Raw genomic sequence first — 20,537 nt, 5'->3', positions numbered from 1 at the left:
TTTCATTATTTTTAAGGCTATTTTCAGCACCATGCTGGCTGGATCAGGTCGTCGCAGGCTATGCTTAGCGCACTTCAATAGGTTCTCTTCACGGACGATTTCAGCGGCAATTGACAGCCAACATTCATTTTCTGATTTGGATTTGTGATGACAGACTCAATGTTCGCCACCATCGCAGCCGCAGTGCTGCTTGTTCCGTCTGCTATGGTCACGGCTGCAGAGCCCGTGACGCCAGATGCAAGCGATCGGGAAACCGCTATCGAAGTCATTGAAGTGTATGCACAAAAACGGCCACAACCAAAATCTGAAGTATCGCTGGCCGTCAGCAGCCTGGATGGCGAAACTTTAGCGCAACGCCGGATAGCTGATACCACCCAGTTATCAGGGCTGGCACCAAATTTACTGGCTTCAACCGTGGCCGGCGAGGGCACCACACCGTCTTTTAATATTCGTGGTGTGGGAATGTTCGATTACAACACCTCGACTATTTCCCCGATTGCTATTTATAGCGACGATGTGGTCAGCGGCGGCGCCAACTTTTTAAGCAGCAGCCTGTTTGATTTAGAACAGGTGGATGTGTTGCGTGGACCGCAGGGTACTTTGTTTGGTCGCAATACCACCGGCGGTGCAATTTTACTCATGTCGCGGCAGCCTGACGGCGAATTTAGCGGTTATGCCAGTGCCGAAATTGCTGAGCACGATACCCGGCAACTAACCGCGGCGCTGAATATGCCGTTAACCGAGCAGACCTCAGCCCGGTTGGCACTGCAACATAAAGATTATCAATACAGTATGCAAAATCTGTTTCCGCTGGGGCAGGACGGTGGCATGCGTCATAACAATCTGCGATTGATTGTGCGCACTGAACTGGAAAACTGGGTGATCAGCAGCAAACTGACGCTGGAAGATATCGAAGGTGCGCCTAAACCAATTTACAGCGCGGGTATTCTGGCGCCAGGTAGCAATGGAGCTTTATGTCCGTTGTCAGAGGTCGGCAGCAGAAACTGTGTGGATAGTTTTGGTCTGACTGGTCCTAGCGATGATTTTTGGCAGACGGTCGCTGATACCCATGATAAAAAACATGATACTGAAGGCTGGACCGGCTCGGTCAATGTCAGTGGCGAACTGGCGCCTGGTTATCAGTTTAAATCAGTGACGGCAGTCAAAGATTTACAACGTTTTCATTCGTTTGATTCAGACGGCCCGGGTAATTTTATTGAAGGCAGTTTTGATTCCGACAACGAATTTTTCAGTCAGGAATTCAGCCTGGCAATAGAGCAGGATGGGCGCTACTGGATTTCCGGCTTGTTTTACCTCAATGAAAGTCTGGATCAGCAAAACGATTTAGATCTGTTCCGCGATTTTCGCGCTATTCCAGCGCTGGCGGCAGTACCTGCGCAATTTTTATATTTTAATCAGTTAGATAACCAGTCAGTTTCTGCCTATAGCCAGCTGGATCAACCATTATCCGAGGCCTGGACTTTGACCGCCGGTTTGCGTTACACCCGAGAACAAACCGACTATGTGGCGCGCGCTGATTTAGACACAGTACCGATGTATATTCCAAAACTCTGGGACTTAGCCGGTGAAGTGGCCGATAGCGAATGGTCCGGTAAGCTGGCGCTGCTGCAAAAAATCAACAGCAACTACAACCAGTATTACAGCCTGTCGCGTGGCTTTAAAGCCGGTGGTTATAACGGCGGTTATTCCACCAGCCCGCAACAAGCGGCAGATTCCACCTATGCACCGGAACGGCTGACCGCCTGGGAAGTGGGTGGTCATTGGCTGGCACCGCAACAGCAGCTCAGCTTCGACTGGGCGGCGTTTTATTATGATTACCAGGACCAGCAGGTGTTTGTGAATCAAACCTCTGGCCCTGCACCTTATCACGTACTTAAAAATGCAGGTGAATCAACAATCTATGGTGTTGAAGCCGAAATGAGTTGGCGGCCGGTCGCGGCACTAAAATTGGATCTTGCTGTAGGGCATATTCCAAAAGCTGAGCTTGGTTCAGATCAAAGCAATGCGTTGTTTGTCGCAGACAACCGTTTGCCGTTTACCTCAGAATGGATGGCCAGTGGTCAGCTGGAATATGACTTGTCGGCGGTGGTGAACCATTTGCTGCTGCAACTGGGTTTTGTCTACCAGTCAGAGTTCTTTTTTGATCAGTATGAAAACCCTTATATCCGGCAGGATGGCTACACTTTATGGCATGGTCGTATCGCCTATCAGCCAATGCCAGAACTGGAACTTGCTGTTTTTGGTAAAAATTTATTGAATAAACAATATACTGAGCTTAAATTTGATTCGATTGCTGCATTATCAGCAGTCACTCAATTGCGCGGTGAAGCTCGTCAGCTTGGCGTTGGTGTGACCTATCATTTTTAGGGCAGGACCAGATAAAGGCCGCGTATTTCACAACAATAACTAACATCGTTGTAGTTGCAGCTGGAAGTTGACCAAGCCACAGTGTCAAGGATGAAGGTATATTCCCGTACCTCTTGAAGTTAGATCGTGACAGCAAAGCTGTAGCGACGAGAAATCGGGTATATCCCCAAAATCATTGAAGTTGTAGGTAGGCGACGAGTAAACGAGACCCCAGGAGCATAGTGAACTATGTGACTAGGGCGAGTGAACGAAGGCAACAACCCTACAGCTTCAAGGATGAAGGGGATAAATGCTTATGCGCTTTCAATTGCTGTGGCCAGTCCTGGCCACTTTGCTGTTACCATTAATTGTGTCCTGGTTTGTCTATCCCACCCATTTACCTCCTGGTTTTGGCGAATTTCCGCCGCAATTTGTGGCGCAGGCGCCAGGTTTTAATTTGATTTATTTTATTCTGGTCGCCATTGGCGCGGTCTGGATTAGCTGCATGATGCTCATTCCACAAAAAATGGGTTTTAAAGGCGGTACGCCAGCGCCTGCTGCTGATCGCAAACCTTTGCCCTGGTGGTTTTATGCCGGATTGGTGGTCAATTTGTTTTTCTGGTGGCTGATGTGGTCACATTCGATGGCTTTTGGCGACCTGGTGTATTGGTCTTTTACGCCGCTGTGGTGGGGTTTTGTGTTTGTGCTGGATGGCATTGTTTATCAGCGCAATAACGGATCTTCGCTGGTGTCAAAACAACCGGTGCTGATGGCGCTGGCGGGTGTGGTATCCATTGGTGGCTGGGCTTATTTTGAATTTTATGATTACTTCGTCCTCGCCAACTGGTTCTACCCGGATTCTGCCGCTGCGCCCTGGTCAAAAACCGTGCTCACCATTGAGTTTTTGCTGACCTATAGCACGGTGACTCCAGTGATCCTGGAATGGTATTGTCTGTTGCTGACCTTCCCGAAACTGGTCGCGCGTTACAAAAATGGCCCGGTGTGGAATTTAAACGGGAATTATCTTATTGCTATTGGTGCGCTGTTGATTGGCCTGATGGTGTTGTATCCGTATCCGCTGTTCTGGGTGGTTTGGATTGGGCCTTTTGCGGTGATGACCGGTGTGCTGTTGCGGCTGAACATCTGGAATCCCTTTACCGATATTGCCAAAGGTGACTGGTCAGCTGGTTTATTGATTGGCATGGCGTCGTTGCTGAATGGCTTTTTCTGGGAATTCTGGAATTTTGGCAGCCACCATTTTGTGGCCGAGCCGGTAACGAATCCGAATTATTGGGTCTACAACATCCCTTATGTTGATGTTATTCACCTGTTTTCGGAAATGCCTTTGTTGGGTTATTTTGGTTATATCCCATTTGGCGTATTGGTGTGGCAAGTGTTTATCTGGTGCGGCAAACTATTTGGCTTTAATACCGATATTAAACTGTTCCCAAGTTCTTGAATAATGTTCTACCACGAGCGATTGGTCGTATTTTTGTTACGACCAATCGCAATCTGTTTCCTGGAGTTCTTCTGCCGTAGCTTTTTTGTTATGCTCGGCACAAACCAAAAACACTCTGCCTCTTTGCTTTAGGGAAACAATCCGATGAAATATCTCGCTCTAAGTGCCATCACCTTGGCACTGTTAACCGCTTGTGGTCCAAAACCTGATCCAACCGCCGCTGCGCCTGCTGTAGCCGCCGCCGCAACTCCAGCCGCTACTGCTGTCACCTATGCTGCAACCAGCAAGGGTGCTGTGATCGATACCTATTTCGAAACTCAGGTAGCGGATCCTTATCGCTGGCTGGAAGATGACCGCAGCGCCGAAACCGGCGACTGGGTGAAAGCACAAAACAAAGTAACTTTTGATTACCTGGCGCAAATTTCTTACCGCGAGCAAATCAAACAACGCTTAACAGAGCTGTGGAACTACGAGAAAGTAGGTACACCAAGCACTGAAGGCGCCTATAGCTACTTCTCAAAAAATGATGGCCTGCAAAACCAATCAGTGGTGTATCGCCAAAAAGCGGGTGCCGAGGCTGAATTATTCCTCGACCCAAACACCTTCTCGGCCGATGCCACCACTTCACTGGCTGATTTACAGTTCAGCGACGACGGTTCTATTGCCGCTTATGCCATTTCAGAAGGCGGCAGTGACTGGCGTAAAGTGATTGTGATTAACGCCGAAACCAAAGAAAAGCGTGAAGCAGAACTGGTCGATGTGAAGTTCTCTGGAATTTCCTGGAAAGGTAATGAAGGTTTCTTCTATTCCAGTTATGACAAACCAACCGGCAGCGAATTGTCGGCAAAAACTGATCAACACAAACTCTTCTACCACAAGCTAGGTACGGCGCAAAAAGACGATCCGGTATTATTCGGCGCAGTGGATGCCGAAAAACATCGTTATGTTGGCGGCCAGGTGACTGAAGATGGTCAATACCTGATCGTGACCGCGTCCAACGCCACCTCTGGCAATAAACTGTTTATCAAAGACTTATCCAAAGCCGATAGCGCCTTTATCGTCGTTGATGCCGAAGGCACTGCTGATTATCAACTGGTGACCAGCGTCGGCAGTAAGTTGTATTTTGAAACCAACCTCGATGCGCCTAATAACCGCCTGGTGATGATCGATGCCACTAAACCGGCTAAAGATCAGTGGGTTGATATCATTCCTGAAACCAAAAATGTATTAAGCGTCAGCAAAGGAGCCGGTTTCCTGTTCGCCAATTACATGGTCGATGCAGTGTCCAAAGTGCAACAGTTCGACCTTAACGGCAAACTGGTGCGTGACATTCTGCTGCCAGGTGTTGGTTCAGTCAGTGGTTTTGACGGCAAAGCCAAAGACAGCGTGCTGTATTACAGTTTCACCAACTACAACACACCAGGCACCAGCTATGCGTTTAACCCGCAAACCGGTGAATCCACAGTGTATTTCAAACCTGCGGTGAAGTTTAACAGCGACGACTATGAGTCGAAGCAAGTGTTTTACACCAGCAAAGACGGTACTAAAGTGCCGATGATCATCACCCACAAAAAAGGTTTGCAACTGGATGGCACCAATCCAACCATGCTGTACGGCTACGGCGGTTTTAACGTCAGCCTGACGCCACGTTTTAGCGTGTCGAATCTGGTGTGGATGGAAATGGGCGGCGTTTATGCGGTGCCAAACCTGCGTGGTGGTGGTGAATACGGCAAAGACTGGCACAACGCTGGTATTCAGCTGAAAAAGCAAAACGTGTTTGATGACTTTATCGCAGCCGGCGAATACCTGGTCGCCAATAAATACACCTCGAACGCTAAACTGGCGATCAGTGGTGGTTCAAATGGTGGTCTGTTAGTCGGCGCCGTGATGACACAACGTCCTGATTTAGTGCAAGTTGCACTGCCAGCAGTTGGCGTGTTGGATATGCTGCGTTACCACACCTTCACCGCCGGTGCAGGTTGGGGTTATGACTATGGTACCGCCGAACAAAGCAAAGAAATGTTCGAGTACTTAAAAGGTTATTCGCCAGTGCACAATGTGAAACAAGGAGTGGCTTACCCTGCGACGATGGTCACGACAGGTGATCATGACGACCGCGTGGTACCAGCGCACAGCTTTAAGTTTGCCGCTGAGCTGCAGGCAAAAGCCGGTGGCAGCAATCCACAGCTGATCCGCATCGAAACCAACGCTGGTCACGGTGCTGGTACACCGGTGTCCAAAACCATTGAGCAAGCCGCCGATGCTTTTGGCTTTACGCTGCATAATATGGGCGTGAAAGAACTACCAGTAAAAATGTAATTCGTAAATTAAGGGGTCAGAGTCAATTGTTAACAGAAACTGTTAACAATTGACTCTGACCCCTTTTTTACATCTGTGCCAAATGCAGGCTGATGTTGTGATAAGTATCCACCCAAAACCGGTCACGATGTTTGTCTAAATAGGCCAGAAATTGCTGATGTACCTTGCTGTCGACTTGCAGATGATCGCCGCCCACACCATGAAAAGTAATGCTGGCGATGGTGCCGTGTTGTGCAGCTTGTTCTGTGTAATCAATCAGTTGTTGCAAAGTGGGTGCCACCGGAAACCAGGTTGGTAATTGTTTGCCTGCCAGCTGGCTCATTGCGGTGACGGGCGGACCCAACACTTTAATACCACTAAACAAGGGTGCAACACCCGCCAGATAATCACCATCTTTGACCTGGGTATCGCCACAAGGCGGAGTAAAAGTGCGGCTGCTTTGTTGATCAAGCGCTTGTAACTGCTGATTGGCCAGCTGAATTTCCACACTGATTTTCGCCACAGTCCACTGATCCAAATCCTGCTCTTTGGTCACCCATTCACGATTGGCCAAGGATGCACGACAAGCATGATGCACACTGTGATTACCAAGTTCATGCCCGGCTTTGGCCAGCGCTTGCCACTCATCTTGCCTTGCTTTGTAGGCATCGGAATTGAGCGTCAGATAAAAAGTCGCTTTGAGGTTATGTGCGGCTAAGGCGCTGACTGCATGATCCAGCTGACTATCCAAAGCATCATCATAGGACAAACTGACCGCAGCTTTGGCGCCACGCGGCCAGGTTGTATGGTTTGTGTCTGCTGCCACGGTTGATGTAAGAACGCAGCTACTTGCCATCACTAACACACTGAATATACTCGATTTCATTTGCCGTGCCTGTCTGAACACCTTATGAGCGTTGCTCAAAGTGCCATAACTGGGGCCCAAACTCAATCCGTCAGTCGCCAGTGCCGGTTAAAGGCCGGATGTTGCAGTTGTTGGTGGCTGGCAATGATTAAAATTCCGTGGCGCTGCCAATGCGCGACACGGCTCAGCAGTTGGTCGGCATTGTGTTGATCCAACCCGGCGAAAGGCTCGTCCAGCAGCAAAATGGGTGTTTTTAGCAGCAATAACCGCGCTAAAGCAAAACGGCGCAACTCACCACCGGATAAGCCGACACCATATTCACCCAACAAAGTCGCGAGCCCGGTCTGTTGTTTTTGTAGCCATGGGGTTAAGCCGGTGAGCTCCAGCACTTCCAGCAACTCGGCATCGCTGGCGGTGGGTTTGGCGAGGCGCAGTTCTGCTGCGATAGTGAGCTGAAACAGCTGCGGTCGTTGAGCTAAGAGCCCAATCAGCTGATGTTGGCTACTTGGATCAATCTGCGAAAGCGGCTGGTCGTTAATGGTCACAGTACCGCTATGTGGCGCCAAATCACCGGCCAGCGTCAGCAATAAACAACTTTTGCCAGCGCCAGATGGTGCGTGCAGTAACACACAATCGCCGGGCTGAAATTGTAGTTCCAGTAGTGGCAAACCGGATAATGGCTGCAGAAAACCAGGTTGGAGCGCATGCAGTTGCAAACTGCAAATTGGCTCGGTCCCATGTTCTGGTGCTGCCGGCAATGGTATGAGCCTGGTATGGCTGGCGGTATCCTGCGCCAGCATCAATTGATTCAGCCGATCCCGCGCCGCCAGACTATAACCAAGTGCACTTTGCAGCTGTGATAAAGGCGCAATAATTTCGGCCAATCCAAGCCAGCCTAGCAATAACGCGACCAAGACTGCCGGGTGTAATTGCTGATCAGCTGACAGACTGGGATCAAGCAGCAGCGGCATGGCATTGATCCCGATACTGATAAGACCTGCCAGCAGCAACATTTGACTGCCAGCCTGTGCACCCAGCATCAGATATTGCAACTTACGTTGTTGCTGCTCTATCTGCAGATCTTGTTGCTGCAACAGCTGGCTGCTGGCGGGCCAGCGACCGAACATCAGCAACGTCGTTAGCAGTTGTAGTGCGTTGAGTAAATGTTCGCGCCTGGCACTTTGCGCCTGCACTTCCTGCCGCGCCAGCCGGATCCCTAAGCGCACCAGCAATAATGGCCAAATCAGTAGCAATAACAACAAGATCAATGCCGCGCCAGGTAACGCCGCCGGGGCCAATAACCACAACGCCAGCAGATAACCAAAGCCCGCCAATGCCGCCCAGCCCCAGGGCAACAGCACTTTTAATGGAAATTGATCCAGTAAATCCAGATCGGCAATCAGCCGCTGCAACAGATCGGCGCTGCCGGGGCGCACCAGCAACGACAACTGCAGGCTACTTTGCTGGCTCAACTGACGGAAACTTTGCAGCCGCAAGGTTTTTAACAGCGACAGCACCGTATGATGCGATTGCAGCCGCTCAGCGTAACGGCCGGCGGTGCGGAATATGGCAAAAAAGCGGATCACCGCACCGGGGCGCAGATAGTTAAAACTACCGGCCTGAATCGCGGCCACACCAGCCAGAGCCGCGGCGCTGATAAACCAACCGGAAAAGGCCAGTAATAGCACTGTGCATACCAAGGTAATGGCACCCAGCAGATAGCTGAATGACCAACCCACCGCATGAGCTCGCCATAAATCGCGTAACCTGATGCTTGAATTTGGTTTCATCCGGGCTCCTGCTGTAACAAGCCGGCATTGGCAAAGGCGCGGTTAGCGAGTAATACGCCATTTTCCAGGCTCAACACCTGATCCAGCCAACATAGGTGGTGCCACTGATGACTGGCAAACAACACTGTTTTGCCAATCGACAGCTCTGCCAGCAAAGCACAAATTTGCGCTGCGCTGTCGGCGTCCAGCTCAGCGACGGGCTCATCCAGCAACCAAATCGCTTTCTCTTGCAATAACAGCCGCGCCAGCGCCAGTCGTTGTTGCTGTCCGCCGGATAAACCGCGGCCATCTTCACCAACGACGGTTTCTAAGCCTTGTTGCTGTTGTAAAAAATGCCAAAGGCCAACTTGCTGTAGCACCGCCTGCATTTGTATGGTGCTGGCATCGGGCTTGGCCAGCTGCAGATTATCCGCCACCGTGCCCGGCCACAATTCAGCTTGTTGGGTCAGATAACCCATTTGCTGGCGCAATAAAGGTAATTCCGCCCATTCGAGCGATTGCTGATTGAGCCACATTTGCCCAGAGCCCGGAATAAAACCTGCCAGCAGCTGTAATAACGTCGATTTGCCGCAGCCACTTGGACCTTGCAGCAGATAACGTTTGCCTTGGTGCAGCTGCAATTGTTCGATTTGCAGCCTTGGTGCTGCCGGGTTACCAATCACAATCTGGTGTAGGGATAACGTGGTTAATTCCGGCAGCATTGCCGGCAAAGCGGCCGGTGTTGTGGCAGCTGGAGTCTCGGAAACAGGGGGGCTATCCGCCGACAGCGTATCGGCTTGCCATAATGGCGTCAGGTTTAGCGTCGCTGCCTGGGCCTGGGCTTTGGCGTGGTAGTCATTGCCGAGCTGGCGCAGCGGCTGATAAAACTCCGGCGCCAGCAGCAGAATAAATAACGCCGGTTGATACAACACCGGCACCTGCTGTTTTAACCATGGCAGTTCGCCTAATAAGCCCAAACCCAGATACAGCGCCACCAGCGCTATGGCTAATGACGTAAACAGCTCCAGCACGGCGGTGGATAAAAACGCCAGCCGCAACACCTGCATGGTACTTTTTTGATAACGTTCGGCTGCGCCTTGCAAATGCTCCGCCGCGACGCCGGTGGCGTTCAGGCGTTTAAGCAGCGGCAAACCTTGCAGGAAAATATATAACCGACCGCCCATCCTGCTTAGCACCTGCAATTGCTGCTGACTGGCTTTGCTGGCTTCGCGCCCGACCAGCACCATAAACAGCGGCACCAAAGGCGCAGTGCACAGCAATAACGCCGCAGCGAACAGGCTATGCCAGCCGACGGCGATGGCAATCAACAGGGGCGCCACGACCACTTGCACCAGTTGTGGCCAATAGCGGCTGATATAACCGTCCAGCGCATCCACTTGTTCGGTGATGAGCGTCGATAAACTGCCATCAGCACCAAAACGTTGCCGTGCCGGGCCCAACAATTCCAGTTTTTGCAGTAGCTGTTGGCGTAATTGCCGTCTTAACTCGCGGCTGACTTGTTGCGCCAGCAATTCTTTGCCCGATAACAACAACTGGCGCAGCACAAATAAAGCGGCAAAACCAAGCCAGCTGGCAAGCGGCGGCGGTTGGTGTTGTAATAAACTGGCGGCAATATCTGCCAGCCACCAGAGCTGGGCAATCAACAGCGGCACGCTCAAAGCTGCCAGTAACGCGGAAATAGCCAGCTGCGACCGGTAAGGTCGCAGCCATTGTTGCAGTAGCGACTGACGTAAAGAGTGTTGCGACGAAGTGCGCATCAACAACACATCAGTTCTGATCTGACTCTTCTTCGGCGTAGCCGTTAAACTCCAGCCACATCGCATTGATAATGCCAAATGAACAGGCCAGTAACACTCCTAAAATCCAGGCGAAATACCACATAGGTCACTCCTCAATACTTTGCTTAATAAAGACCGTGCGGGTTATCACGGATATGCTGTTCATTCAGCCGGCCAAACATTTTGACGTAGCTCCAGATGGTGTAACCAAGCACGATGGGGACAAAAATGCAGGCCACCACAAACATTATTTTTAACGTCAGTTCGCTGGACGTTGCATCCCACATCGTCAGACTGTGATTGGGGTTGGAACTGGAAGGTAGGACAAACGGAAACATCGCGATGCCACAGGTTAGGATCACGCCGGCCTGGCCCAGGGAGGACAACACAAAAGCCACGGCGCCTTTACCCAATTTGCTGCAGAGACCAGCCAGGGCAAAAGCCGCCACGCCTAATATTGGCGCCAGCCACAACAATGGATAAGCGGCATAGTTGCTAAACCAGGCGTCGGCTTTGACTTCGACCGTTTTGCTGACCGCATTATTAATGGCGTTATGGTCCAGCACGCTGGTGACCACATAACCATCGATACCGGCTTTGAGCCAGACACCAGCCAGCACAAACAACAGTGCAGCGCCCACACCACTGACCATGCCAACAGTGCGGCTGCGAGCAAGGACTTCACCATCGGTTTTCATTTGCAGATAAGCCGCACCCTGACTGACAAACATCAGCAGACTCATCACGCCGACTAACAATGCAAACGGATTCAGCAGCGCAAAAAACGAACCGGTGTAATAAATCCGGAGGATGTCGTCAAAGTGAAACGGCACACCTTGCAATAAGTTGCCAAAAGCGACACCAAAAATAATCGGTGGAATGGCCGAACCGGCGGTAATCGCCCAATCCCAGTTGCTGCGCCAATTAACATTTTCCAGTTTGGAACGATAGTCAAAACCAATAGGCCGTAAAAACAACGCCGCTAACGTCAACATCATCGCCAGATAAAAACCGCTAAACGCTGTGGCGTAGACCGGTGGCCAGGCGGCAAACAACGCGCCGCCTGCGGTGATCAGCCACACCTGATTGCCGTCCCAGTGGGGCGCGATGCTATTGATCATCACCCGCCGTTGTTCGTCATTTTTACCAACGACTTTGAGTAAAGCGCCGACGCCCATATCAAAACCATCCGTCACGGCAAAACCAATCAGCAGCACGCCAATGAGTAACCACCAGATAAACCTTAAAAATTCATAATCCATGTTACACCCCCTGAGCCTTGCCAGTTTCCAGATCATATTTGCCGGTATGCAACGACGAAGGTCCTTTGCGGGCAAAGTGTTGCATCAGCCAGATTTCAATCACCAGAAACACCGTATAAAGCGCCGTGATCAGGCCCAGACTGGTCCAGATCTGCCCGGCAGTCAGTGCGGAAGCCGCCAGATGGGTAGGTAAAACTTCACCGACAGCCCAGGGCTGACGACCATATTCCGCCACAAACCAGCCGGCTTCACAGGCAATCCAGGGTAACGGCAGGCTTAATACCACCAGTTTTAAGAACCAACGTGGTTTTTGCTCTAAGCGTTTGGCGCTAAACCAGAAGGCCATAGCGAACACGAACAGCAGAATAAAGCCAGCGGCGACCATGATCCGGAATGACCAAAACATTGGGGCGACTTGCGGAATGGAATTATCAACAGCCTGCTGAATTTGCTCGACGGTCGCTTTGGATGGGTCTTTGTTGTAAGCAGTCAGCAGCAGGCCATAGCCTATGTCTTTTTTCACTACTTCAAAGGCGGTTTTAGTGACGTCGGAAGTATCACCCCCACGTAATAACATCAGCAGCCGGTAAGCTTCCATGCCGTTGACGATGCGGGTGCGGTGGATTTCTTTTAAATCTTCTAAACCCAGCACTTTTTCATCGATGGACCGCGTCGCGATCAGCCCCAGCGCATACGGCACTTTTACGGCGTAGTCGGTGGTTTGGGTTGCGCTATTCGGGATGCCGATAATGGTAAAAGATGCTGGTGCCGGATGCGTCACCCATTCCGCTTCAACCGCCGCCAGTTTGACTTTTTGCACATCGCCCAGCTCATAACCGGACTCATCACCCAGCACAATCACCGACATCGTTGCCGCTAAACCAAAAGCTGAAGCAATGGCAAAACTGCGGCGGGCAAAGGCCATATCGCGGCCTTTCAGCATATACCAGGCAGAAATCGCCAATACAAACATCGCACCTGTGACATAACCGGCCGAGACGGTGTGGACAAATTTCACCTGCGCCACTGGGTTAAAAATGACTTCAGAGAAGCTGGTCATTTCCATCCGCATGGTGGTGTAGTTAAATTCGGCCCCGACTGGGTTTTGCATCCAGCCGTTGGCGATCAAAATCCACAACGCCGATAAATTCGAAGCCAAAGCCACCAGCCAGGTCACCGCCAGATGTTGTACTTTCGATAAGCGGTCCCAGCCAAAAAAGAACAAACCGACCAAAGTCGATTCGAGGAAAAACGCCATCAGACCTTCAATCGCCAGTGGGGCACCAAAAATGTCCCCGACATAATGCGAATAATAAGACCAGTTGGTGCCAAACTGGAATTCCATCGCCAGGCCGGTGGTGACGCCAAGCGCGAAATTAATCCCAAACAACTTGCCCCAGAACTTGGTCATGTCACGGTAAATTTCTTTACCGGTCATCACATACACCGACTCCATAATCGCCAGAATAAAGGTCATGCCGAGCGTCAGTGGCACAAACAAAAAGTGGTACATAGCAGTAAAAGCAAACTGCAAGCGCGAGAGTTCGACGATATCCATGAACCGTCTCCTGTAATGGATAACTTTTAGATAACCAAGGACTAATCTAGTCGGTAAACGTCGACAATGTGTTGATACGCATCAAAGGAATGACGGTTGGGCAAAAGAAAAATCAATTACCCCCCATTGATTTATTCAGGCGGCGATTTTCTTAAGGGTCTGGATAAACTGGTCGACTTGCTGCTCGGTGGTGGCATCCAGATGATATTTCTGATGAAAACCTAAAGTTAGCGTCATACCCGCAGCGAAGAAATACAGATCGTAACCATCAAAACCAGTGGCTACCTGCATGCCCTTGAATTCAAAACCGTTGCCCACAGGTGTGATGGCGGCTTGGCCTTGTTGCTCAATGATGCCAAAGACTTTTAACAGTAGTTTTGCGTCGATCAGGTTTTGCATAGATCCTGCATTTTAAAAGTGATGCCATGAGTGGCGACTATTGCTAAAGGATACGACAGTTTCACGACTTTGGATGTTGTAGGTGATGAAATTGTTTCTAACTTCGGGATTGAAGTCAGTGATTAACCAGCGTTTATTTTAATTTTGTTCTGACCACAATTAGCTTCAATTAGCTGTTGTGTTAATTGACTTAGTCGATGGCTTGCAGCACTTTTTGCCGTTGCTGTTGGATGTGCTCGAAAATAGCCGGATCCAGCTGCCGCCATAACGGATGTTGTTCGGCGAGGTAATAATTGTCGTGCGGCGAGGGTAACCAGTCGTGTTGCAGCAGCTGTAGTGCCAGTTGATTGGCTTGGTCGGTTAAACCCACCACGCACAATAGTTGCAGGCTAAGACCGTCGGCTTCGCTGTCTTCTGCGTGTCCCTTCGTCATTTGCGCTGCGACAAAATCAGCGATCAAAGGCTGATATTGTTCACGATCAGGTTCGCGCACTGTTAACAACCAATACAGCACCAGCACTTGCTGTTTTTGCGCCAGCGCCAGCCGGGTGGCGGCCAGCGGATCTTTGGCAAAATCGGGCAACAACTGCAGCAACTTCGGTTGTTGTAACTGAAAATCGACATCATCGGCTAATAACAACGCTTGTAGCTGAAACATCCGGTGATCGGGGCGGCGTTTCGCCCGCTCGCTCAGTAAATGCCGTGCCTCTGCTGGATGACCACTGGCCTGTGCCAACATTGCTTTTCCCAGCAACACAAACTGATGTTGTGGATATAGGGAAAAAGCTTGTTCCAGCGTTGTAGCAGCTTCGGCGAACTGGTTTAAACTCAGCTGTACCATCGCCAAATTCACCAGGCGTCCCGGATGTTGCAACCGGTCCGGAAAACGTTCGGCCCATTTTAAATAGGCGATGGCGCGCGTGGCGGTGAGCGGTAACATTTCCAGCTCGTCCAGTGCTCGGTCAGAATAATCACCGTCCAGCAGCAATGACTGGCGAAACTGATCCCGCGCTTCACTGAGCATACCATTGCCGATCAGGCTGTAGGCATAATGCCGTTTTAACAAGCCCGATAAAGGGTCGAGCTTAGTTGCTTGCTGCAATAACTGAATGGCCGCCGGAAATTGATCCTGACTGCGATAAAGCATGGCGCGCCACAGCAAAGTGTTGCGATCCTGCGCATCCAACGCCAATGCCTGATCCAGATATTGAGTGGCTGCCGGGATATTTTGTTGCGACAGCATCAAAGCACCAAAACTGGCCAGTGCCGCCGCTGAATCCGGTTGTAGTTGCAGCGCTTGTCGCAATAACGGCTCGCACAACGCCAGCACTTTTTGTAGCGGCCAGTCGCTGTAAATATGCATAAAGTGATAGCTGTTACACAGGTCGGTTAACAGCGGTGCATACTGCTGCTGCATCGGCAGTAACTCGGTCAACAGTTCAACCGCCTGTTGTACCGCCGCTGCTTTGGGCTGTTGCGCCAACCATTTGGCTTGTTGATATTGTTGCCACTGCGTTTGAGAGAAACCGGCAGCTGGCGCCAGTTGTGCTGGTGGGTGCTTTGCTGGCTGTCGCACTGCTGCGGCAGTCTGGGGAGGATGGTTTGCCGCAGGACTGGGCGTGGTTACCGTTTGCCATAACCACCAGCCGAAACCAGCCAGAACTATGAGTCCGATAGACCATAAAGGAGGGATGGCTTTTTTAGCTGCGGCCGGTTGCGGATGGCTAAATTCAGACTGGATTACCGTTGTCTGCTTTGAGGCAGTCTGGGCAGTTGCAGCTTCAACACGCAACGCCGGTTGCAGCAGCCGGTAACCTTTACTGTGTACCCGCTCAATCAGTTGATAAGGTTTTTGCTGATCCTGCAAAGCTTTACGCAGCTGTGCCACCACTTTATACAAGGAAGCATCCGACACCACCAAACCCGGCCACACGCCTTCGAGCATCGCTTGGTCGGTTACCGTTTGGCCATCGGCCTGCAGCAATAACACCAGTGCCGTCATCACCCGAGGTTCCAGCACTTGTTCTGCGTTTTCACTCTGCAGCGGCTGGTTATGCAAAACAGTATGTTGCAGCAAATTGCTGGCCGGATCGATGCGCCAATCTGCCAGTTGCCACTGTATTGTCTGCTGTGCTGCTGAAAAAATAACGTCACCTGTTATGCAGAGTTAAAATTAAAGTATTGATATAAAACGAATAAAATAACTTCAGAAAAACTTCAGACCATCTTCAGGCTTTGCTGCCGGCATTTTGGCAAGCTGCAGCCTGAATTTTGAAAACCGGAGTTATCTGATGAAGTCACCCAATTGTGTTGCACCAAAAACCTTGTTATTGGCTCTATTCTTTCAACTGCTTTATGCCAATCCGCTGCACGCAGCAATTGACACCGAAAGTCTGCTGATTGAGCATGTTACCGTATTGTCGCCCGAGCGCGACAGTGCCTTAACCGATCAAAACGTGTTGATCCAAAACGGCCTGATTGTCAGCATCAGCAAAGCTAATGTCGGCCATCAATTCCCCACGGCTATCAAACGCATTGACGGTCGTGGCCGCTTTTTAACGCCGGGGTTAATGGATAGCCATGTGCATGTCAGCAATACCCCGGGTTTATTGCCGGATATGCCGGGTGCCGCACAATTACATCAAGCATTCGCGCAACAACAGCCCCGCAGTTATTTGTATTTTGGCGTGACCCAAGTGCTCGATACTGGCAATTCGGTCGAAGGCATCAGCGAATTTAACGCCCAGCCGCAAAAACCAGATTTGTTTCGCTGCGGCGCGGCGCCGGTGATGGATGGTTATCCAAATCATCAGTTACCTAAAGCCAAACGTTATCAACAACGGCCAGATTTTATTGTCGAAGCTGCACATCACCATCCACTGCCTGCGGCCGTTGACGCGAAGCAGCAAACACCAGAAGTGGTGGTGGCACGAATTGCACAAAGCGGCGCCGACTGCCTGAAAATTTTTATTGAAAATGGTTTTGGCGACGCCGATCATCTGCCGGTATATAGCAAGGATAGCTTACAACGGTTGCGCGCTGCAGCGACCAACCATGGCTTGCCGTTACTGGCGCATGCCAATGCCTACGATATGCAGTTGCAGGCGGTAGATGGCAAAGTGGATGTGATTGCCCACGGCCTGTGGAACTGGAGTGGTATCGATCGCAACATCCGCAAGCAAGCCGAAGCGAACAATCAATTGCCAGCAGCAATCATGCAACATTTGGCCAAAGTACATGCGGCGGGCATTGGCTATCAACCAACTATTCAGGTCATTTCGCGGATGGGCGCCCTGTTTGAAGCTGATGCGCTGGCCGATCCACAACTGAAAAAAGTGGTGCCAAAAAGTTTGCTGGAATGGTATCAAACACCGGAAGCCCAGTGGTTTCGGGATGAATTACAACTGGATTTTGGTAAAACGCCAGCAGTTGAAATAGCGGCCGTGTTTAAAAATGCCAGCTTGCAAGGCGCCAAAGCTGCCAAAGTGCTGAGCGACATGAACCACCCATTGTTACTTGCCAGCGATACACCGTCATCGCCAACCTACACCCATCAGCCAGGCTACGCCACTTACCTGGAAATGCAGGCCATGGCCGAGGTTGGGATCTCAGCACGTACTATTTTTCAGGCCGCCACCATCAATAATGCCAAGATGCTGAAAATTGATAGTAACTATGGCACCGTCAGCGCAGGTAAAGTCGCCAATCTGTTGTTACTTAAAAAGAATCCTCTGGAGAGCGTGCAAGCTTGGGACAGTATCGAACTCGTCATTTTGCACGGAAAGGCAATACTGAGGGCTGAACTGATGGCGCAATAAGGCCGTTGCTGAATTGAGGGGCATCAAATGTAAATTGTGGGGTCAGAGTCAATTGTTAACAGAATTCTGTTAACAATTGACTCTGACCCCCTCATTAACAATTAAAACATCAATGCCATCTTGCCGCTAAACCACAATGCTGAGATTAAACCAGTACAACCCAGCGCATTGATGATATGGAACCAGACTTTATGCACCGGTTTGGCACTGTGGCGTTGGATGGTAGCAAACAACGCCGCTACAGCGATGATGTAGGTAAGCACCGGTAGGAACCAACCGTTGCTATAAGTACCGACTTGCATAAAGGCAATACCGGCGGTGACGGTCAGCGCCAGATCGCGGGTTAACGCCGGGTTGTTGCTGGCTGTGTTAGAAGTTGTGTTGTTTGTGGTGGTATTAAACTGATTCATGATGATGTCCTTTTAGTAGTGAATAAGTGTGTTTAATCAAGCTTCATTACCAAGACACGGCTGCGCAGCCGGGTGTGACAAACTTTTTTGTTTTTTCAAAAATTTATTTTCAGATTCTTCAGCCTGCTTGTTCAGGCCAGGCAATCTGGCGAACTATGGTTGGTTTTGTGGTCTTTCATCGCATCTTGCAGTCGTTTGGGTATAGACTGAATCTAACCTTTCAAAAGAAGTAGCCTTATGAGCCAGTTAAACCTGAACCGTCCTGATGAATTACAACGTGATTGTGTTGATGACTTTTTCGAAGATTTTCGTGATGCCTACGAGCAATGCGAAACCACGCTGATTGAGCTGGAGCAGAATCCGCAACAGTCGGAATTGCTACATGGCATCTTCCGGGTGGTGCATACCATCAAAGGCAATTTGGGTTTTATCGGCTTGTTTTCGCTGATTCCGCTGCTGCAAAGTCTGGAAGATGTGCTGGATGATATTCGAAAAGGCCGGATGGCCTATGACAGTGCACTCTGTGACGTGATTCAGCTGACGCTGGATCGCACCCAACAATGGGTAGAGGCCAGCATTGCCAATGAGCCTAAACCTTTGTCAGCCACCAGTTTGCAGCAAATTTGCCAGCGGCTGACCGGTCTGGCCAGTACTGATGAACGTTCCAGAGAACAGCGGATCCGGCATATTTTGGGTTTACTGGATCCCGAGCATCCACAGGGGCTTGCCATTACCGCTGATGTGTTGCCGGATACGGTCAGCCAGAGTACGGTTGATGAAACGGATCAATCGGCATCTTCAGCCATCGCGGCTTGTCGGCGGTTATTGCAGTATTACGGCATCCGGATGGATGCTGATTTAGAGTTTTTTATTCAGCTGATCCCGGCGCTGGAGCAACGTCATCCGCGCTGGCTTGGCCGCACCGCGCGGCAATTGTTTCTGGTGCTGGAAATGAACCGCCTCGCTGGTAATAAAGAGTCAGGTAACAAAGTTGATACGCTGCAACTGGCGGTTGCGGTGATGCTGCATGATTTGGGCATGTCGTTTTTACCGCTGAATATGCTGGATGCGCAGGGGTTAGCCGATCCGACGCAGCTGACGGTGTGGTTGCGCCACGCCGATATGGGCGCCAGTTTAGTCGCCAGTTCACCACGTTGGCAGGACGCAGCCGCAATGATTTGGCAGCATCACGAACATCATGATGGCACTGGTTTTCCGGATGGATTAGACGGCGGTGATATTAGCGAAGGCGCCAAGTTACTGCTGATTGCCGATGCTTTTGACAATATCGCCAACGATGGCGATCGGCCAGAGCAGCGCAAGATATCGTTGATCAAAGCGCTGCAGCATATCAATAGCGGTTCAGGTACGCGTTATGATCCGGATTGGGTCGGGATCTTTAGCGAAGTGATTAAGCTGCACCGGCAGCATTTTCAGCGCTGATGTGGCGATGAATGACGGAATTTAATCAACAATAAGACAGGGCACACAGCAGAGAAACTTCATCTTTGCTGTGTGTTTTTAAAGTCATGCAGAAGATAAGATTTAAACCGCCGGCATTAAGGCGCTGACCAACCCAATCACCCCACCAAACACACCACCCCAGACCACCAGCCAGCCGAGATGTTGTTGAATGAGTTGTTGGATCAGCTCTTTTACCAGCTGCGGCGTCAGTTCATCCAGACGCGCTTGCACTAATAAGGCAATTTTTGGCTGCAATTGACTGATATTTTCACCGCTGGCCAGCTGTTGTTGTAATTGCGCCTGCACTTCCGGGCTATCGGCCAGTTCAATTAATGACGAGCGTAATTTAGTGATAAAAGGCTGTTCCAGTGGTTGGAGCATCGCCGGGCCACCAAACATTGCCAGCATGCCGCCTAACGAAGATTGCTGCACTGTGTCGAGCAGCGCGGCAAACGCCGGTGATAAATCAATGGCTTCAATAACTGGCGCTAGTTTTAGTTGCACGGCCGGTGAGTCTGCTTCAGCAGCTGCATTGCCAGCGGCCAGCCGTTGCAGGTTTTGTGTGCTGAAAAACTGCTCCATTACCAATTTATGCAAAGCGATTTTAATTTCGCTAAAGCGCGCCGGAATCACGCCTGAGCCATACAGCAATGGCACTTTTTCAAACAACATATGCACGGCCAGCCAGTTGGTGATGGCACCAGAAAAGGCAAATAACCCGGTGGTCCAAAGCCAGGGCAGGGCGGCGAACCAGCCAATTGCCATTGCCAAAACGGCTACTAAATTTGTAATCAGACTTTTATTCATAACCACTCCATAAAACTGCTGTCCAATACGACTTTTCTAAACTGCTTTTCAACACGGGTCTTAAAATCACGACCAGCTGCGGCTTCTGCCAGCAAAGCGCACATTTTAATCAGACTGCAGGCCAGCGGCAAATCCTAATCTCAGGCTGCAGCCTAACAGACTTTACTGACAGTTAGCCAATGGCGTTAACTCAGTAGATTAGATTTAACTTAATAATGAAATATCTGCGATTTTATGGTGAATATGCCAGAACTTAGCAGCG

At 50.5% G+C, this 20,537-nt stretch carries 15 protein-coding genes; 5 read left to right on the top strand and 10 right to left on the bottom strand.

Translation table 11 applies throughout. The features are described 5' to 3' along the window. Window positions 1-147: 147 nt before the first annotated feature. From A5320_RS06680 to A5320_RS06670, 3 genes are all read left to right on the top strand, one after another. A complete protein-coding gene (locus A5320_RS06680; RefSeq protein ID WP_068062527.1) occupies window positions 148-2,388 on the top strand; it encodes a TonB-dependent receptor in 2,241 nt (746 codons plus the stop codon). A gap of 295 nt (window positions 2,389-2,683) precedes the next feature. Then, on the top strand, window positions 2,684-3,826 hold the full coding sequence (locus A5320_RS06675; protein WP_197490006.1) for a hypothetical protein: 1,143 nt from the start codon (window positions 2,684-2,686) through the stop codon (window positions 3,824-3,826). 144 nt (window positions 3,827-3,970) lie between these two features. Then, entirely contained in the window at window positions 3,971-6,145 is a 2,175-nt protein-coding gene (locus tag A5320_RS06670; protein WP_068062521.1) for a prolyl oligopeptidase family serine peptidase, read from the top strand. Between the two features lie 67 nt (window positions 6,146-6,212). Here A5320_RS06670 and A5320_RS06665 read toward each other — a convergent pair whose 3' ends face one another. The 8 genes from A5320_RS06665 to A5320_RS06630 all read right to left on the bottom strand — a co-directional run bounded on the left by A5320_RS06665 (window position 6,213) and on the right by A5320_RS06630 (window position 15,853). Continuing rightward, on the bottom strand, window positions 6,213-7,010 hold the full coding sequence (locus tag A5320_RS06665; RefSeq protein ID WP_068062518.1) for a polysaccharide deacetylase family protein: 798 nt from the start codon (window positions 7,008-7,010) through the stop codon (window positions 6,213-6,215). 62 nt (window positions 7,011-7,072) lie between these two features. Next, complete coding sequence (locus A5320_RS06660; protein ID WP_068062516.1) at window positions 7,073-8,779, bottom strand: amino acid ABC transporter ATP-binding/permease protein; 1,707 nt, start codon at window positions 8,777-8,779, stop codon at window positions 7,073-7,075. Further along, a complete protein-coding gene (gene cydD, locus A5320_RS06655) occupies window positions 8,776-10,536 on the bottom strand; it encodes a thiol reductant ABC exporter subunit CydD (protein WP_082971614.1) in 1,761 nt (586 codons plus the stop codon). Before cydD ends, A5320_RS06660 begins: the two co-directional genes overlap by 4 nt. A 10-nt stretch (window positions 10,537-10,546) precedes the next feature. Then, on the bottom strand, window positions 10,547-10,660 hold the full coding sequence (cydX, locus tag A5320_RS06650; protein WP_068062509.1) for a cytochrome bd-I oxidase subunit CydX: 114 nt from the start codon (window positions 10,658-10,660) through the stop codon (window positions 10,547-10,549). A gap of 22 nt (window positions 10,661-10,682) precedes the next feature. Next, complete coding sequence (gene cydB, locus A5320_RS06645; RefSeq protein WP_068062506.1) at window positions 10,683-11,819, bottom strand: cytochrome d ubiquinol oxidase subunit II; 1,137 nt, start codon at window positions 11,817-11,819, stop codon at window positions 10,683-10,685. 1 nt (window position 11,820) lies between these two features. After that, window positions 11,821-13,377: a cytochrome ubiquinol oxidase subunit I gene (locus A5320_RS06640; protein ID WP_068062502.1), complete on the bottom strand. Its 1,557-nt coding sequence runs from the start codon at window positions 13,375-13,377 to the stop codon at window positions 11,821-11,823. Window positions 13,378-13,512: 135 nt separating this feature from the next. Beyond that, complete coding sequence (locus A5320_RS06635) at window positions 13,513-13,776, bottom strand: DUF3081 family protein (RefSeq protein ID WP_068062500.1); 264 nt, start codon at window positions 13,774-13,776, stop codon at window positions 13,513-13,515. Window positions 13,777-13,966: 190 nt separating this feature from the next. Continuing rightward, on the bottom strand, window positions 13,967-15,853 hold the full coding sequence (locus tag A5320_RS06630) for a tetratricopeptide repeat protein (RefSeq protein WP_157605673.1): 1,887 nt from the start codon (window positions 15,851-15,853) through the stop codon (window positions 13,967-13,969). A gap of 214 nt (window positions 15,854-16,067) precedes the next feature. Between A5320_RS06630 and A5320_RS06625 the strand changes: the two genes are divergently transcribed. Beyond that, complete coding sequence (locus A5320_RS06625) at window positions 16,068-17,594, top strand: amidohydrolase family protein (protein WP_082971567.1); 1,527 nt, start codon at window positions 16,068-16,070, stop codon at window positions 17,592-17,594. A 101-nt stretch (window positions 17,595-17,695) separates the two neighbouring features. Here A5320_RS06625 and A5320_RS06620 read toward each other — a convergent pair whose 3' ends face one another. Then, a complete protein-coding gene (locus tag A5320_RS06620) occupies window positions 17,696-18,004 on the bottom strand; it encodes a hypothetical protein (protein WP_068062494.1) in 309 nt (102 codons plus the stop codon). A 237-nt stretch (window positions 18,005-18,241) separates the two neighbouring features. Here A5320_RS06620 and A5320_RS06615 point away from each other — a divergent pair, with 237 nt between their 5' ends. After that, entirely contained in the window at window positions 18,242-19,447 is a 1,206-nt protein-coding gene (locus tag A5320_RS06615) for an HD domain-containing phosphohydrolase (protein WP_068062491.1), read from the top strand. A 102-nt stretch (window positions 19,448-19,549) separates the two neighbouring features. Here A5320_RS06615 and A5320_RS06610 read toward each other — a convergent pair whose 3' ends face one another. Further along, window positions 19,550-20,275, bottom strand: a complete 726-nt coding sequence (locus A5320_RS06610) for a DUF445 domain-containing protein (RefSeq protein ID WP_068062488.1) — start codon at window positions 20,273-20,275, stop codon at window positions 19,550-19,552. Window positions 20,276-20,537: the final 262 nt, after the last annotated feature.

It is taken from the genome of Rheinheimera sp. SA_1 (genome assembly GCF_001669775.1).
Taxonomy (GTDB): domain Bacteria; phylum Pseudomonadota; class Gammaproteobacteria; order Enterobacterales; family Alteromonadaceae; genus Pararheinheimera.
Note: the sequence above shows the minus strand (reverse complement) of the source record. Positions and strands in the feature narration are given on the sequence as shown.